This is a genomic window from Paraconexibacter sp. AEG42_29 (genome assembly GCF_040581415.1).
Classification (GTDB): Bacteria; Actinomycetota; Thermoleophilia; order Solirubrobacterales; family Solirubrobacteraceae; genus Paraconexibacter.
On the sequence record NZ_CP114014.1, the window covers coordinates 3,069,504 to 3,084,683 of the forward strand.

15 protein-coding genes and 1 pseudogene are annotated in these 15,180 nt (G+C 70.6%); 4 read left to right on the forward strand and 12 right to left on the reverse strand.

Features of this window, described 5'->3' with window-relative positions:
• Positions 1 to 8 precede the first annotated feature (8 nt).
• The 9 genes and pseudogenes from DSM112329_RS14980 to DSM112329_RS15020 form a co-directional block, all read right to left on the reverse strand.
• Positions 9 to 362 (reverse strand): hypothetical protein, encoded by a 354-nt coding sequence (locus DSM112329_RS14980; RefSeq protein ID WP_354697355.1) that lies wholly within the window; start codon positions 360 to 362, stop codon positions 9 to 11.
• A 63-nt stretch (positions 363 to 425) separates the two neighbouring features.
• Positions 426 to 1,085 (reverse strand): hypothetical protein, encoded by a 660-nt coding sequence (locus DSM112329_RS14985; protein WP_354697356.1) that lies wholly within the window; start codon positions 1,083 to 1,085, stop codon positions 426 to 428.
• Between the two features lie 729 nt (positions 1,086 to 1,814).
• Positions 1,815 to 2,162: a hypothetical protein gene (locus DSM112329_RS14990; protein WP_354697357.1), complete on the reverse strand. Its 348-nt coding sequence runs from the start codon at positions 2,160 to 2,162 to the stop codon at positions 1,815 to 1,817.
• A gap of 10 nt (positions 2,163 to 2,172) precedes the next feature.
• A complete protein-coding gene (locus DSM112329_RS14995; protein ID WP_354697358.1) occupies positions 2,173 to 2,871 on the reverse strand; it encodes a hypothetical protein in 699 nt (232 codons plus the stop codon).
• Positions 2,872 to 2,974: 103 nt separating this feature from the next.
• Positions 2,975 to 3,460: an SAM-dependent methyltransferase gene (locus tag DSM112329_RS15000; protein WP_354697359.1), complete on the reverse strand. Its 486-nt coding sequence runs from the start codon at positions 3,458 to 3,460 to the stop codon at positions 2,975 to 2,977.
• A 126-nt stretch (positions 3,461 to 3,586) separates the two neighbouring features.
• A pseudogene (locus DSM112329_RS15005) lies at positions 3,587 to 3,742 on the reverse strand (type II toxin-antitoxin system VapC family toxin); the annotation flags it as partial.
• 158 nt (positions 3,743 to 3,900) lie between these two features.
• Positions 3,901 to 4,680: a sulfite exporter TauE/SafE family protein gene (locus DSM112329_RS15010; RefSeq protein ID WP_354697360.1), complete on the reverse strand. Its 780-nt coding sequence runs from the start codon at positions 4,678 to 4,680 to the stop codon at positions 3,901 to 3,903.
• A 13-nt stretch (positions 4,681 to 4,693) separates the two neighbouring features.
• Positions 4,694 to 6,103, reverse strand: a complete 1,410-nt coding sequence (locus tag DSM112329_RS15015; protein WP_354697361.1) for an MBL fold metallo-hydrolase — start codon at positions 6,101 to 6,103, stop codon at positions 4,694 to 4,696.
• On the reverse strand, positions 6,100 to 6,453 hold the full coding sequence (locus tag DSM112329_RS15020; protein WP_354697362.1) for a rhodanese-like domain-containing protein: 354 nt from the start codon (positions 6,451 to 6,453) through the stop codon (positions 6,100 to 6,102). The genes DSM112329_RS15015 and DSM112329_RS15020 overlap by 4 nt, the downstream gene beginning before the upstream one ends.
• Positions 6,454 to 6,563: 110 nt before the next feature.
• Between DSM112329_RS15020 and DSM112329_RS15025 the strand changes: the two genes are divergently transcribed.
• The 3 genes from DSM112329_RS15025 to DSM112329_RS15035 all read left to right on the forward strand — a co-directional run bounded on the left by DSM112329_RS15025 (position 6,564) and on the right by DSM112329_RS15035 (position 9,638).
• The gene (locus DSM112329_RS15025) at positions 6,564 to 6,920 is read left to right on the forward strand and encodes a metalloregulator ArsR/SmtB family transcription factor (protein ID WP_354697363.1); all 357 of its coding nucleotides are present in this window, start codon (positions 6,564 to 6,566) and stop codon (positions 6,918 to 6,920) included.
• Between the two features lie 91 nt (positions 6,921 to 7,011).
• Positions 7,012 to 9,180 carry an MMPL family transporter gene (locus DSM112329_RS15030; protein WP_354697364.1) on the forward strand — a complete coding sequence of 723 codons (2,169 nt, stop codon included), beginning with the start codon at positions 7,012 to 7,014 and terminating at the stop codon, positions 9,178 to 9,180.
• 209 nt (positions 9,181 to 9,389) lie between these two features.
• A complete protein-coding gene (locus DSM112329_RS15035; protein ID WP_354697365.1) occupies positions 9,390 to 9,638 on the forward strand; it encodes a hypothetical protein in 249 nt (82 codons plus the stop codon).
• A 98-nt stretch (positions 9,639 to 9,736) separates the two neighbouring features.
• Here the strand turns inward: DSM112329_RS15035 and DSM112329_RS15040 are convergent, their stop codons facing one another.
• Complete coding sequence (locus DSM112329_RS15040) at positions 9,737 to 11,782, reverse strand: GMC oxidoreductase (protein WP_354697366.1); 2,046 nt, start codon at positions 11,780 to 11,782, stop codon at positions 9,737 to 9,739.
• A gap of 279 nt (positions 11,783 to 12,061) precedes the next feature.
• A complete protein-coding gene (locus DSM112329_RS15045) occupies positions 12,062 to 13,765 on the reverse strand; it encodes an amidase (protein ID WP_354697367.1) in 1,704 nt (567 codons plus the stop codon).
• A gap of 223 nt (positions 13,766 to 13,988) precedes the next feature.
• On the opposite strand from DSM112329_RS15045, the gene DSM112329_RS15050 reads away from it, so the two are divergent.
• On the forward strand, positions 13,989 to 14,432 hold the full coding sequence (locus tag DSM112329_RS15050; RefSeq protein ID WP_354697368.1) for an SRPBCC family protein: 444 nt from the start codon (positions 13,989 to 13,991) through the stop codon (positions 14,430 to 14,432).
• Positions 14,433 to 14,615: 183 nt separating this feature from the next.
• Here DSM112329_RS15050 and DSM112329_RS15055 read toward each other — a convergent pair whose 3' ends face one another.
• Positions 14,616 to 14,918 carry an MmcQ/YjbR family DNA-binding protein gene (locus tag DSM112329_RS15055; RefSeq protein WP_354697369.1) on the reverse strand — a complete coding sequence of 101 codons (303 nt, stop codon included), beginning with the start codon at positions 14,916 to 14,918 and terminating at the stop codon, positions 14,616 to 14,618.
• Positions 14,919 to 15,180: the final 262 nt, after the last annotated feature.

Here is a 15,180-nt window from a genome sequence, read left to right on the forward strand (position 1 = left end):
ATAGGTGGTCAGTCAGATGTCGCCCGGATCGTCGGGCCGTATTCGTCGTCGAGCGTGACGCTGAACGCCCGGTCGGGAAACGCCCGCTTCAGACTCTGCTCCCAGCTGCTCACCATGAGCTCCCCGAGGTTCCAGAGCGGCAGGTAGTCCTTCTCGCCGGTGTCCGGGAGCACGTCCCACAGATGGACGTGGTTGAGCACGGCCTCGATGCTGCGGCGGTCACCGCCGGTGCTTTCCCACCACTGCTGGAAGTTCGCAGCGTCGAACTGGCGGGCGAGGATCACGCACCCGCGCTCCTGCCTCCACGACGGGACAACGACCTGGGCGAACGCCAACGCGGTCTCGGCATCGAGATGGAACATGCCTTGCGGCGGAAGAGATCCCGGCATCCGCAGAGTGTGGCGCGCGACGCGAGCGCGGCTGGCTTAGGCCGGGTAGCCGAGGTCGCGCGCCTCAGCTAGAACCGTGTCGACATCGGCTTCCGGGTTCAGTGCGCGGATGACGGCCGCGTCGAGCGGACGGCCTTGCATGACGTGCTCGACCGCGTCGATCGACAGCTCGACCTCGTAGTAGTCGGTGGCAAACTCGGCGTACGTGGTCGGGTCGCCGTTGAGCGTGCTGAATAGCTCAGTGGCTCCGCCGTCCGTGTCCGGCTCGACGTCGCTGGTCGCGACCCCGAACGACCATTCCGTCGCGTGCCGCTCGCGCCACAGGCAGACGGAGATCGACGGGACGTCGCTGATGATGAACGCCGGCTCGTCGACGTGCCGGCGGAGCGTCGCGGGCACATCGTCCGTCAGCCCGGGGAACACGCTTGGCGGTTCGTTCGTCCACGGTGAGAGCGCCGACTCATGATCGAAACCCCGGACGTACGTGCCCTCCGGAGAGAAGATGATCGAATACTCGTCGCCTCCTCCGTCGCTCATGGAGGCGTGCCGCTCGGTGTCGCTCCAACGGGGGTCAAACCGGTGGTACCGCATGTCCGGCTGGTCGTACATGATGACGTCCAGGGCCGCCAGCGAAACGCACCAACGTTCCAGCGTCGCGGGGTCAGGCAGGCGGGCAGCAAGCGCAGCAACGGACACGTCGCGACCTTACCTTCGAAGCGCTGCACGGCTCGGTTGCTTCTCGCCGCTTACGACCGGTGCCGTCGCCGGTGGCGACACACCGGCAGAGGTCGCGCCGCAGGCGAGGAGCCGCGTGCTTGCTCGTGCGAGGTAGAGATCGGCATGGGCCGGTGTATCGGCATACCGGGAAGCGCGACGGCCCCGGTCAGGTGCGCAGCGCTTTCCGCGGGTGGCCCGCGCCGACGTCGAACGCGCCACATTCGGTGGTCACCGCGGCCGTCGATCTTGTCCTCTGCGTTGTCCTCCGGGGGCCGGTTTGTCCTCCGGATTGTCCTCACCTCGCCGGATGGGCCTCGCGCGAAAAGCCCATGAACACTGGCTTTTGGCGGCAACGAGACGCGACAGTCTGATGCAGGTCAGCACTCATAATCCGTCAGATCCTGGTTCGAGTCCAGGCCGCCCTACTCCGAAAGCCGTGGAATCCATAGTTTCGAGCACGCGAGACCGAGGTTTCGTGCGCAAAGCTCGTGCCCGCCATGCCTCTTCAGGTGTCCGGAATACGCCCGGCCCCGTCGACTCGGCCGTTTGAGGTCGGGTACCGCCTGGTGTTTCGCGCGGACAGCGTCACGGGGCGAAAGTCAGCTTCATCGCAGCGTAGCCCTGGCCGGTCTTGTCCTTCGCACCTCTAGCGCGGCCGGTAGCGGTCCCTACCGGACGTACGCGCGCCGAGCCCGGACCCAGGAGGCCTCAGTCCTCGTCATCTCTGGCAACACCGGCCGGCCACGAGGCATCCCAAGCCGCGACGCGCCCAGGCGGGTTGTGCGCCCGGACCGAGGCGGCCTTGGCCGCGACGCCCTCGTCGTGCTCGGCGACGTAGACGACGAAGTCCTCGGTGGGAACGGCCACTCCGCGCCAGTCCGCTTGCGCGAGTTCGCGAGCCACCGCACCGAGCACGGTCCAGTACGGGTCGGCGGGCTGCAGCACGCTGGCCTCGCGCAGAAGGAGCCGGTCCAGGTCCTCGTCCAGCACGTCCTCGGAATCGACGACGTGGTCCTCCGGGTACCACAGCCTGATGCACGCGTTGAACCGGTCCATCTCCAGCGCTTCAGCACGTCCCCCCCTGGGTGCCGAACCGGGAATCGAAGCGCAGTGAACCGTGGACGTACATCAGCATCAACGCAAAGACCTCGGTGCCGGCAAGCTCGCCGTCCGCTCTCACCGCGGCGAGGACCCGCCCGGCCAGGTCTGGCACAGTCGCGGCCAGCTGATCGGGCCAGCTGCGTGATGGGCGCGCCCACACGGTCCCCTGCGAGCCGGCGATCCGCAGGAGACCGTCGGTGTCGTACGCGACCTTCAGCGTGCCACCGGTTTCGGCGCGTTCACCGTTCGCGGTGCCCCAAAGGCACTCGGCTTCCTCGATCGTCACCAGTCGCCCGGCAGCGTCATAGCTATAGCTCTCCTCCCCTTCGTCGCTGCCGGAGTACGTCGTGCAAGTCGGGCGATCGTCGGCGTCAAGACGGGTCCGGACCTCTGTACCGCTGTCGAGCTCGACGACGACCTCTTGCCCGAAGCGGACCGCCACCTCGATCGTCGGGTCGGTCTGTCGCTCGCTCTCGACGCAGCGCCGCGCCACCGGGGTGCCGTCGGCGGTGAGACCCGCCTCAACCCACGGGCCATCGTCGTCAGGATGAGCGCTGAGCAGCAGCGGGCATCCCCATGCGCGCTCGTGCAGCAAGGGCTCGCGGCGGTGGCCCAGCCACCGCGGCGACACCGGCTGCCAGCTCGCGACCTCGGGAGCACGCATGCCTCCCAGCCTACGACGGGTAAGTCTCACCGAAGATCAAGCGGGCCGAGTAGCCCGACCGATAACCGTCCGGCGGGGTTCCGGTATGGAGCGGTCGGACGACCTACCAGTAGTCGCGCATGAGGTCGATCGACCAGGGCGGCTGTATGACCTCGCCGCGGGCTGCGAACTCGCGCATGTGGGGCTTGATGTCGATGACCGGCGTGCCGTCGATCGCGTCGAGACCACGCACGCGCACCGTGGTCCCGGCGACCTCGATGAGTTCGCAGATCGTCACGCCAAGCCGGTTCGGCCGGTTTTTGCCGCGCTGCCCCAAGATCCCGACCTCCGGCCATTCTGGGTTTCCGCGAGGTCGGCGAGCTCCGTACTCCACTTTCGCCTCAGGGACCCGGTCGAAGACATAGACCACCTCGACGTGGCTGAAGCTCGTCAGTCCGCGCAGCGCGTCGGCAGACAATCGCGGGTGCGTCAGCTCTATCGACGTTTGCTCGCTGTCCCAGTTGTCGTCGCGCGCCTCGGCACGGGTGCTCCTCACCACGGCGATCGGCACGACGAGGAACGGCTGAGCACCGGCTCCGGGTTCGGTCACACTCCCGAGTCTGCCCGACCGCGCGCTTTGAGGGAGTGGAACGCCCGCGCCCGCGTTCGCGGGGTTCGGGTCCGGGCGGTGGCTGGTGGCTTCGAGTCGTTGCGGCGCGACGGGCACGCCCTTTGTTCACCAGGCAGTCGGCACCGCGTACCGGGCGATCTGGGAGTCGCGAGTGAGGACCGTCGCGCCTTCGACGACGGCCTGCGCAGCCAGCAGCCGGTCAAATGGATCGTGGTGATGGTCAGGGAGATCGCCGACGGCACCCACGTGCTCCAGCGTGATCGTCCGGCGACCCTTGCGAAGCGGGCGCCGCCCCATCACCAGGGCCGCGTCGCCTGGGCAACGAGGTCGGGTTGACCCGAGCGGGCACGCCGCAACCGGAGTGGCTGTGAGCTTCATGCCGTTCACGTCGCGGGCGCGAGCGAGTCATCACGAGGGGGTCAGGCTCCGGGGGCGCCGCCGGAGATGGCGGTGGCGATGAGGACGTAGCCGGCGACGAGGATGAGCAGGGCGGCGAAGCCGTGGGCGAGGTGCTGGGCGCTGACGCGGCGCCCGAACTGCGGGCCGGCGACGGCGCCGGCGATGCAGCCGGCGGCGAGCGGGACGGCGATGCCGAAGTCGATGGTGCTGCCGGAGACCAGGTGGGCGGCGAGGCCGCAGGCGGAGACGATCGTGACAATCGAGAGGGAGGTGCCGATGGCGCCGCGCATCGGCATGGCGAGCAGCACGGCGAGGACGGGGACGATGACGAAGCCGCCGCCGACGCCGAGGAAGCCGGTGAGGAAGCCGACGCCGAGCCCGGCGAGGATCACGCGGGTGCGCTGCACCGGTGGGCACTGGGTGCCGATGACGCCTTCCGTGGCGGCGGCGCCGTTGTTCCAGGTGGCCAGTGCGGCGGCGAGCATCAAGCCGGCGAAGAGCAGTAGGAGGGCGGTTGCGCCGACAAGTTGGTTGAGCGCCGTGCCGGCGACGGTGCCGGCGAGGGCGGTCGGGGCGAAAGCGCTGGTGTGTTTCCAGCAGACGCATTCGTGGCGGGCCTGGCCCCAGGCGCCGACGCCGGAGGCAAGCGCGACGACGAGCAGCGAGGTCGTGGTGGCGGTGTGGACGTCCTGGCCGAGGGCGTAGACGAGGACGGGGACGGTGAGGATCGCGCCGCCGCCGCCGAGCATGCCGATGACGACGCCGATGAGCAGCCCGAGGGTGACAGCTTCGATGATCATCGGCGTGCGGGTCTCAGGCCGCGGCGGCTGCCGGATCCTCAGGCGTTTGGATCGGCCAGCCCTGCCGGCCCCACTGAGGGACGCCGCCGTCCACGATGTGGGTGACGTGGGCGACGCCACCACGCTGCACGAGGCTCGCGCCGGTGGCGGCGCGCTGGCCGGAGCCGCAGATCACTGCGACCGGGCGGGTCGGATCAATGGTGTCCGGGAGGGCCGTCAGGTCGTGGTAGGGACGGTGACGGGAACCGGGGATGTGGCCTGCGTCCCATTCGGCCTGCTCACGGACGTCGAGGATCTGCGGTGCCCCGGCGGTCTGGTAGAGCTCACGGAGCTGCGCGGTGGTGACGCGGTCGATCCGGTCCACGGGGAGGCGTTCCTCGCGCCAGCTGGTCATGCCGCCGGCGAGGTAGCCGCCGATTCGCGTGATGCCGACGGCCTGCGCGAGGTCGATGGCGGCGCGGGCGTCCTCATCGTCGCGGCCGATGAGGACGATGTCCTTCTCGCGGTCGGCAAGCCACGCGAGCTTGGTGCCGAAGCCGGCGCGCAGCGCGGTGATGCACACGGCGCCGGGGATGTGCGCCTCGTCGAACTGCAGATCGGTGCGCACGTCGACGAGCAGTGCTCCATCTTCGTGCATCACTTGCACCTGGCGGGGGGTCAGGGGGCGGCCATCGACGCTCGCGTCGTGCAGGGGGCCGCGGTTGATCGCGACGATCGCCTCGAAGTTCGGCGGCTGCGGCCCGAGCTTGGCGAGGGCGTCGTCGACGAACGCGTCCTCGTCGGTGATCGCCAGGGAGGGGTTCTCGGCGCGCTCGTAGCCGATGGTGGAGCTGATCTTCATGTCCATGCCGGGGCCGCCGCACATCGAGCCGCCGAGGTGGCCGGGCCAGACCTCGACGTCCGGCGGCAGGTTCAGCAGCTTGGTCTGCAGCGACTGGAAGATGCCGCGGGCGCCCTCGTCCTTGTCGACGGCCAGGTCCGGGCGGGCGACGTCCCCGACGAAGAGGGTGTCGCCGGTCAGCGCGGCCCAGGGTCGGTCCGGGTCACGGCGGTTGTCGAACAGCAGGAACGCGGTGTGCTCGGGCCGGTGCCCGGGGGTGTGGAGCGCGCGGATACGGACCTGTCCGACGGCCAGCTCGAAGCCGTCGTCGAACGGCTCGTGTTCGTAGTCGGGGGCGGCGAGGCGGTGCACGTGGATCGTGGCGCCGGTGGCGGCCGCAAGGCGGCCGTGCCCTGAGACGTGATCGGCGTGGTTGTGGGTCTCCAGGACGTCGGTGATCTGCACCCCGAAGTACCGGGCCAGGCGCAGGTACTCGTCGATGTCGAGCTTCGGATCGACGACGCACGCAACGCCGGCATCCTCGTCGCCGATCAGGTAGGACGCGCAGCCCAGGTCGTCGTGGGTGATCTGGCGGAAGATCATGGTCCGGCCTCGGTGGGCAGCCCGGCCGCCTCCCAGGCGAGGTACCCGCCGGTGACGTCGTGGATGTCGGTGCGGCCGGCCTGCAAAGCGAGCTTGGCCGCCTTCTGGCTACGGGCGCCGGACTTGCAGCTGAGTGCAACCGGTCCGGGCGGGAGCTTGTCCAGCGCGGCGGGAAGGGTGCTGAGTGGGACGTTGCGCGCCCCGGCGGGGCGGCCGGCGGCGTACTCGTCCGGCTCGCGCACGTCGATGAGCGCGAGGGTGCCGGCGCTGCTGCCGCGGAGCGCGTCGGCCGGGTCGATGGCACGGGGCGCCGGCGTCTTCGGGCGGCGCGCGAAGGGGTTTCTGGGCATATGCCGGGTCCTTTCAGGCTGAAGGTCAGAGACGCTCGTGGAGCGCTGCAACGACCGTACCCACTTCTCGTCTGCTTTACAACTTCAAAGTTGTCGAGTAGTCTTTGGGTATGGCGACCGACAAGACCACCGTCCCGCACCCGATCCCCGCCGAGCTCGCCGAGCTCATCGCCCAGCGCTTCCGCGTGATCGGCGACCCGCTGCGGATCCGGCTGCTGGACCACCTGCGCGATGAGGAGTCCAGCGTGCAGCGGCTCACCGAGGTGGTCGGCGCCACGCAGCAGAACGTCTCAAAGCACCTGCAGGTCCTGCACCAGGCCGGCATCGTCGGCCGCCGCAAGGAGGGCACTTCGACGATCTACCGGATCGTCGACGCCTCGATCTTCGAGCTGTGCGAGCAGGTCTGCGGCGGGCTGCAGCGCCAGCTCGCCGACCTGAACGCCGTCATCCAGGGAGAGACCCGATGAGCACCCAGGCCGCGACCGAGGCGCGCGGGCATGGCTCCCCCGCGTTATCGGGCCGGCAGCCGGTGTTCGGCGTGACGCGGAGGCTGGCGCCATGACCCCGCCCGCCACGATCACGGCCCCGGCCCGCGGTCCGAACGCTGCCGCTCCGGCACAGCCGGCGCTTGGGCCGATGGGCCGCTTCGGCGCCTTCCTGATCGCGCACTCGCGGCCGGTCGCCATCGCATGGGCGGTTCTCGTGGTCGGGCTCGGCACGTTCGCGCCCGGCGTCGAGAAGGCGCTCTCCGGCGCGGGCTGGGAAGCGTCGGGCTCGGAGTCCGTCCAGGTCCGCGACGTCGTGGACCGCGAGTTCGGCGGCCTGTCGTCCTACGGCCTGACCGTCGTCATGCACAGCGACACCAAGACGACGACCGATGCCGCGTTCCGGCAGACCGTCGCCCGCGTGCAGCGCATCCTCCGCAGCGACACGCGCGTCGCCACCGTCACCACCCCGCAGCCGGGGGCGTCGATCAGCCGCGACGGCCACACAGCCATCGTGTCCGGCGGCGCCGGCCGCGACAGCAACGAGATGGTCCGCGTCGCCGACGACCTCAAAGGCCCGCTGCGCGCGGCCGGAGCCGGCGACGTGCAGGTCGCGCTGACCGGCGCGAGTGGCCTGTGGTCTGACTTCAACAAGGCGAACCTCGACGCGATGCTCCACTCGGAGCTCGTCTCCTGGCCGGTGACGCTACTGATCCTCGTCCTCGCCTTCGGCGCCCTGGTCGCCGCCGGGCTGCCGCTGATGCTCACGATCCTCGGGCTCGTCGCCACCGCCGGCTCGCTGTACCTGATGACCCTCTTCACCCCGGTGTCGGTGTGGGCGATGAACTTCGCGCTGATGTTCGCCCTCGCCCTGGGCATCGACTACGCCCTGTTCTTCGTCGTCCGCCACCGAGCGCTGCTGTTCGGCGAAGGACGCACACCACAGCAGGCGGCCGCCGAGACGATGGACAGCGCGGGCAAGGCGATCCTCTTCTCCGGCCTGACCGTCATGGTCTCCCTCAGCGCGGTGATGCTCGTCCCCTCGCCCGCGTTCCGTTCGATGGCTCTCGGGATCATGCTCTCCGTGGTGTTCGTGCTCGCCGCGACCCTGACGCTGCTGCCCGTCGTCCTCGCCCGCCTCGGCCACAGGGTCAACCGCCTCGCCCTGCCCTGGGCCCGTGCCGGTGAGGGGCGATCCGCCCGCTTTGAGGCATGGGGAAAGCGGCTGTGGCGAGCACCGAAGCTCCCCACCGCGCTGACCGTGGCCGCCTTGGTCGCCCTGGCGATCCCGGCGCTGTCGCTCGACACCGGGATGCCCTCGATCAAGGTCTTGCCGAAGGGCGACGGTGCCCGCGTCGGCTACGACCTCGTGCAGGCCGGCTTCGGCCCCGGCGCCCCAGGCACCTTGCAGATCCTCGCGCCAGCCGGCACCGCGTCGCAGGTGGTCCGGATCGCGGGCCGTGACCCGAACACCGTCCAGGTCGCCCCACCGCAGCTGAGCGGCGACGGCCGCACCGCCCTGATCGCCGTCGTCCCCAAGACGGACCCGTCCGCGCCGGCCACGGGCGCGATGATCGACCGCCTTCGGGGCAGCCTGCCCGACGGCGCGCAGATCGGCGGCGCCGCCGCCGAGAACCACGACCTGGAGGCCGTCCTGGCCGACACCACCCCGTACGCCATCGGCATGGTCCTCGCCCTCGGGTTCCTGCTGCTGCTCATCGCCCTGCAGGCCCCGCTGCTCGCCTTCCTCGGCGTCATCTCGAACCTGCTCGCCGTCGGCGCCGCGTTCGGCATCGCGAAGTGGATCTTCCAGGACGGCGCCCTGCAGTCACTGCTCGGCTTCGAGTCCCAAGGCTTCCTCGACGCCTGGGGACCGATCTTCTTCTTCGCGATGATCTTCGCCATCAGCATGGACTACACCCTGTTCCTGCTCTCCTCCGCCAAGGAACACTGGGACCGAACCCACGACCCCGAGCAGGCGATGGTCGGCGGCCTCGCCAGCTCCGGCCGCGTCATCTTCGCGGCCGGCGGCGTCATGGTCGCCGTCTTCTTCACCTTCGCCCTCTCCGGCCCGCTACCCCCGAAGGAGATGGGCGTCATCCTCGGCATCGCCGTCCTCCTCGACGCCGCCCTGATCCGTCTCCTGCTCGTCCCCGCGATCCTCGCGATCACCGGTCGAGCCGCGTGGTGGCTGCCCCGGCCGCTCGCACGGATCCTGCCCGCCGTCCGCTTCGGCCACTGACCCCGCGCGGCGGCCGCGGCCGCCGCCGCCTCACACCAGACGGAGCTCAACAATGGCCCAGGCCCTATCCCGTGACCAGGCGATGTCGAGATTCACGCGACGGCGCGCCACGTCCCTCAAGACGGGGCACCGCTGGTCGATCGACTGGTTTGTCGTCCGGCGAGTGGTTCCGTGGCAGAACGGAGCCGACGCGCGACCCTGCGTAGGGGGTGGCCGTTCACATATCTGATCTGGAGTTCCCCGACGGACCTGCAGGTGCTGAAGTCCGCAGCGGTGCGCCGCAAGACGTCGGCTGCGACGCGGATGCAGTCGTCGCGCTGCTCGTGCAAGAGGTGGAGGACTACGCGACCTTCGTCCTCGACTGCGAGGGTCACGTGGCGAACTGGAACGCGGGGACGCGGCGGTTCAAGGGCGAGGCCGCGGAGATCGTCGGCCGCCACTTCGCCGCGTTCTCATAATGCTGCGTCTCCCCGGCGATCCGGCCGCGGCGCGGGAGAGCCCGATCACCGAAGATGCTCTTCGCCGCACCCGGCCTGCCTCGATCGCCGCGTAGGCCCTAGGGGACGAACCGAGTCAGCACGAAGGGCAGGCCGCGCGTCGGCAGGCCCGCGACCGCGACCGCGGACATTCCGAGAAGACGGCCGTCAGGGAGCTGGCGTAGCTCGTCGCGGACGCGACACCACGGGAGCGGCGCGTCCGTGGAGTAGGAGAGCAGCAGGACGGGGCAGCCGTCGATGGCCGAGACGGCCGCGGACGCGGTCATCTCGAGGTGGGTGGCGGCGCCGTCGTGAATGATGTTGGTCCCGCGGCCGCGGGCGTCGAACCGCTTGCCGACCCAGCCGGGCAGACCGGCCGCCGCCACCCCTCGGGGGGCGATCGCCCGGAGGGCCTTGGGGCCGACGAAGCTCGCCTGCCAGTCGCCTTCGAGCGTCTGCCCGACCGGCGAGGGCAGCACGGACCAGAGCTTTGCGAGCTTGCCGAGGCCGGCCGGCAGGTCGGTCGCGGCGCTCGTCAGCGGACGCTCTTGCGGCGCCCCCAGACGCGACGCGAACCGTTCGCTCATCGCCGTGATCGTCAGCGACGGGTTCACGCCGACGTCGGCCGGGATCACGCTCGCGTCAGCGACGTAGAGACCGGGATGGCCGAAGACCTCGTGGTTGCTGTCGACGACGCCCTCGTCGGCGTCCTGCCCGATGACGGCGCCGCCAAGGATGTGGGCGGTGAACGACCGGCCGGCGATCGACTCGACGGTCATGTTCAGTGGCGTGCCGCCGGACGCGCGGGCGAAGGCCCGCGTTGCCTCGTTGGCGACCGGAATGTAGCTCGGGGCGGCCGGCCCGTCTGTGCGGGCAGACCGCAGGACGCGCTTCCAGGGGCGGACCGGGGAGCGGCCGTAGCGCAGCGCCAGGACCCCGTCGCCGGACTGCATCACGCTGAGCGCCGTGTACCGCGCTTCGAAGTCCTTCGCGAACACGATCCTCAACTGCGCGATCGGGTCCTTCGCGATCGCCTTGAGGGTGGCGCGGGTGCGCGCCGCGGGGTCGTGCCCGTCGACGAGCGGCCCGACCGATAGGCGCAGGATCCTGCCGCCGCCGACGTAGCGGTTCTGCGTGATGTGGGTCTGGGCGTCGGGGTGGAAGTCGGTGGAGATCGACGGCCCCCGCGTGAGCGGCGGTCCGCCGGGCGGCTGCAGGACGCCGGTGATCGCCTCGCTGTTGGTGCGCACCTTCTCGCCAAGCGTCCGGCTGAGGTGCGGGAGCGTGCCGAGCTCGTCGCGGCAACGGAGCAGCAGCTCCAGCGTCCCTAGGACCCCCGCGCTCACCACCACGCGCTCGGCGAGGACATCCGCCCCCGCACTCGTCCTGAGGGCATAGCCGCCGCCGAGCAGCGGGACGATCGCTTCGACCTTGGTGTCTGCGACGATGCGCGCGCCGGCCCGCTCGGCAAGGTGGAGGTAGTTGCGGTCCAGGGTGTTCTTGGCGCCGTACGGGCAGCCGACCAGGCAGCCGCCGCAGAGCCGGCAACCCGTGCGGGCTGGACCGTGGCCGCCGAAGAACGGATCCGGTCTGGTGATGCCCGGGCCGTCCCCGTAGTAGATGGCGGCAGGCACGCGGCCGAACGAGTCCCCTGCGTGCATCGCCTGCGCGGTCTGCTCGAGGTAGGTGTCCTGTAGCCCCAGGACGTCCGCCGGCGTGTGTGTCCTGCCGAGCATCTGAGCCGCCGTGGCGTAGTGCTCGGCCAAGGCCTGCCGCCACTCGCCGCCGCCCTGCGGCCACGCCGGATCGTCGAAGAACGCCTGGCCCGGTTCCAACAGGACGGCGGCCCAGACGATCGAGCCCCCGCCGACGGCGTTCGCGCCGATGATTCCCATGTGGCGGAAGACCCGCTGCCAGAAGAACCCGCTCGAGCCCGGTCCCCACAGGTAGGCCCGCAGATCCCGACGGGCGGCAAGCAGATCGGCGTCCGTCAATCGGCGGCCCTGCTCCAAGATCGTGACCTGCCATCCCTGCTCGGCGAGGCGAAGCGCGCTGACTGCGCCGCCGAAGCCGGAGCCGACGACGACGACGCTGCCGGGTTGCGGAATCGTGGAGTGCGTGTTCATGCGTGAGAGCCCTCGGCGGGACGGCACAGCTGCGCCGTCCCCGGGGACGCAGGAGGGTGCCACACCTGACCGCGGCGCAGCGCCTTCCACGGGCTCCCCGACCGTACCCCGGGTGCGTCCGCCCTGTTGGATCGCCGGCTGCCGCCGTCCAACACAGCCCGCGGCTTGCTCGAACTCGCGCTACGCCTATCGAGGCGTTCCACCACCGGCTGACGCCGAGGCCGCATGCCCGACGCCGACGGCCGGCGTCACGTCGGCTGGAGGCGATCGGCGCTCGCGCTATGCCGGCTCCGTGGCCAGGGTCGGGATGATCTGGAAGGCCGGGTGCTTGGCGTCGGTGTTCGTAGGGTCCGGCTTGCCCTTCGGGCCGGTGATGACCTTGCTGGTGGGGATGTCGCGCGGGGTCGCGAGCGGCTTGGGTGCGTCGGCCCAGTACGGGTGCGCGGCCTGGTAGTCGACGGCGAGCTGCAGCAGCTCGGCCTCCTGCCAGGCGCGCATGCCGATCTGCACGCCGAACGGCATGCCCGTCGCGTCGGAGCGGCCGATCGGGGTGGACAGGGCGGGGACGCCGGCGAGGTTGGCCCACACGACGTTGCCGGTGACCGAGCCGGCGAGCAGGCTGAAGATCGTGAGCCCGGCGACGGTCTTGCGGGTCGGGCCGTCGACGTTCGACCCTGGGTACACGATGCACGTCAATCCCTCGCGGGCGAAGAGCGCGTTGTACTCGTGCATGTATCGCGTGCGGTCGCGGTTCGCCGTGAGGTAGTCGCTGACCGGCAGGGCCTGAGCACCGATCGACGCGGCGACGACCGCCTGCAACTCCGCTCGGTACCTGCCGGTCGACGCAGGCGCGAACTGCTGGTGGTAGACGCCCGTCTCCGCCAGCGAGGACACGCCGCCGATCGTGCCGGTCGGGATCACGGGCATGTCGACCGTCTTGACCTTGGCGCCGAGCGCCCGGACCTCGTCGAGGAACCGCGCGAACAGCTTCGCGGTCGCCGCCGGCAGCTCGTCGACGCTCTCCCTGGCCACGCCGAACGTCTTGCCGGCGAACGGCCTGGCACCTCTCGTCGGGGTGTGCGGGTAGCCACCGGACGGCACTGCCGGGCCGGCGAGCGTCGACGGATCGTCCTGGTCAGCGCCGGCCATGTAGGACAGAAGCAGCGCGACGTCGGCCGCCGAGCGCGCCATCGGACCGCAGTGGTCGCGTGTCCAGACCAGCGGGATGACGCCGTAGGCGCTGACCCGTCCGAAGGTCGGCTTCAGCGACGTGATGCCGCACGCACTGGCCGGCAGACGCAGCGACCCGCCGGTGTCGGTCCCCGTGGCGGCCGGCACCATCCGGGCACCGAGCACCGCCCCGGATCCGCCGCTGGAGCCACCCGGCGAGCAGGCCGGGTTCCACGGGTTGCCGCTCTGCGGCGTCCCGACCCCGAACGCGAACTCGTCGGTGTGCGCGTGGCCCAGCAGCACCATGCCGCTGTGCCGCAGTTTGGCCCACACGGTGCTGTCCCCGGTGGCGACGTTACCCGCCAGGACCTGCGAGGAAGCCGTGACCGGGAGCCCCTTCGCGGCGTACAGGTCCTTCAGCGCGAGCGGGATTCCGCACACCAGCGGCGACTTGCGCCTCCGGGCCTTCTCGCTGCCCGGCGCCAGGCGCTCGTCGGCGGCCTTCGCCAGCCGCTCGGCGTATTCGGGATACACCCGGATCCAGGCGGTCGTCTCGCCATCCCGCGCGCGCGAGCGGGCCAGGCACGCCCGCGTGAGCTCCACTGATGAGAGCTTGCGGTTCTGCAGCAGCGACGCGCACTCCAGCAGCGAGAGATCGGCCGGATCGCCGACCTTGATCGTCGACGGGTCCGGGAGCCCAAGACGCTTGGACGTCGAGGCCGGCTTCTTCACGGCCGCCGCTGCGGACGCGGTGTGCACCCCGGCCGCGGTGGCGGCAGCGGACGCGAGGAATCGGCGGCGGCTGACAGGCATGGAGGCAATAACGGCAGCAGACCCCCTGTTCACGCTCGCCATCCGGTCCCAACCTGCACGACACGCGGTCGAATCCTCCGAACCAACACGGTCGAACACGGAGCTGCAAGCATCAGGCGCATGGGTGGAACAGCCTGCACCAGCATCGGTCGTGAGTCGTGAGCGACGAGGCTCGCGGCGAGTGTCCGCAAAGCACGCCGGGGGCGACGGAGGTAGGGCTGTGGTGAGGCTCGTGGTGAAGCGGACCATCCACGCAGCCGGCGAGCCGGTCTTCGACTGGCTCGCCGACTCAAGCAACTACACCGTTGCCCCTGTACTGCTGCGCGAGCGCCGCGTACGCGACGGCGAGGCAGCGCCCTACGGCGTCGGCGCGATTCGCGAGATGCTTGCCACGGGCGCGTGGTTCCGCGAGGAGATCACGACTTACGACCGGCCGCGGACCATCGGCTACCTCATCATCAGGTCCTACCCACGGCTGCTGCACCGCGGCGGCACCATCCAGATCACCCCGGTCGGTGACGCGGTCGACGTCGTCTGGACGTCGGAGTACACCGTGGCCCGGGCCTGGGGCGGGCGCCTTACCGCGCTTCTCTTCAAACCCGTCCTGATCTGGTCGTTCACGCGGATTCTCCGTGGCGCCGAGCGCGCCACGGCCGGCCGCGCCTGAGCCTCGGCAGCGGCAGGCACCGGGGCGCTCGACACCACCCCGACTGCCCAAGGGGCAGGTCCGCGCGGCGGTACCGGTCTACCGCTATTGGACGGGCGAGGTCGCCCCCGGCACGTCCCGGTCCCGGACCCGGGCGATCGCCTGGTGGCGATGCTCAGCGAGGTTCGGTAGCGGCGTGCGCCGTCATCGCTTGAACTCCCACGCTGCCTCGAGAAGGTCGGCCAGCAGACCCGGGTCGGCGGCATCGAGGTCCACTCGTACCGCAGCGATCCGGCTGCCCCATCGGACGACCTCGCAGGACCGCGGATGCTCCTCGACCGCCGCCATGACCCGGCCTTCCTCGACCATGACGTTCATCAGGCGCGGAGTCCACAGCGTCGCGAAGATGCGGCCGCAGACCCGAAACGACGGGCGTCCGTGATGGTCCTCCTCGGTGCAGCCCGGCAGCGCGAGCGCGCATGACCTGGCTGCGTCGGTCCGTACCATGACTGCGCAATGCCCGCCAGGGACTCCTGGCACGCCTCGGCCGGGAAGCAGCGTCCGGCGAGGTGCCGTGGGGCTGCTGCTCAGCGCTGCACATTCGCTGGACGCGGGTGGTTCCGTTCCGGAAGGTCGCGGTGATGGTGACGGTCTCCGGCGGCAGCTCCCCGCTGCAGGCGGTGATGAACGACGCTCACCCTGACGTACAGGGCCGGCCCCGCGGGACGCGGATCGAGACCCTCGCCGACCGAAGCGCTCGGTCGGCGAG

What these genes read in the sequence shown, in the direction of transcription:
- DSM112329_RS15030 (WP_354697364.1), top strand. Translation starts at nt 7,012, where the DNA reads ATGACCCCGCCCGCCACGATCACGGCCCCGGCCCGCGGTCCGAACGCT.
- DSM112329_RS15040 (WP_354697366.1), bottom strand. Translation starts at nt 11,782, where the DNA reads ATGAACACGCACTCCACGATTCCGCAACCCGGCAGCGTCGTCGTCGTC.
- DSM112329_RS14995 (WP_354697358.1), bottom strand. Translation starts at nt 2,871, where the DNA reads ATGCGTGCTCCCGAGGTCGCGAGCTGGCAGCCGGTGTCGCCGCGGTGG.
- DSM112329_RS15015 (WP_354697361.1), bottom strand. Translation starts at nt 6,103, where the DNA reads ATGATCTTCCGCCAGATCACCCACGACGACCTGGGCTGCGCGTCCTAC.
- DSM112329_RS15020 (WP_354697362.1), bottom strand. Translation starts at nt 6,453, where the DNA reads ATGCCCAGAAACCCCTTCGCGCGCCGCCCGAAGACGCCGGCGCCCCGT.
- DSM112329_RS15055 (WP_354697369.1), bottom strand. Translation starts at nt 14,918, where the DNA reads ATGGTACGGACCGACGCAGCCAGGTCATGCGCGCTCGCGCTGCCGGGC.
- DSM112329_RS15010 (WP_354697360.1), bottom strand. Translation starts at nt 4,680, where the DNA reads ATGATCATCGAAGCTGTCACCCTCGGGCTGCTCATCGGCGTCGTCATC.
- DSM112329_RS14990 (WP_354697357.1), bottom strand. Translation starts at nt 2,162, where the DNA reads ATGGACCGGTTCAACGCGTGCATCAGGCTGTGGTACCCGGAGGACCAC.
- DSM112329_RS14980 (WP_354697355.1), bottom strand. Translation starts at nt 362, where the DNA reads ATGTTCCATCTCGATGCCGAGACCGCGTTGGCGTTCGCCCAGGTCGTT.
- DSM112329_RS15045 (WP_354697367.1), bottom strand. Translation starts at nt 13,765, where the DNA reads ATGCCTGTCAGCCGCCGCCGATTCCTCGCGTCCGCTGCCGCCACCGCG.
- DSM112329_RS15025 (WP_354697363.1), top strand. Translation starts at nt 6,564, where the DNA reads ATGGCGACCGACAAGACCACCGTCCCGCACCCGATCCCCGCCGAGCTC.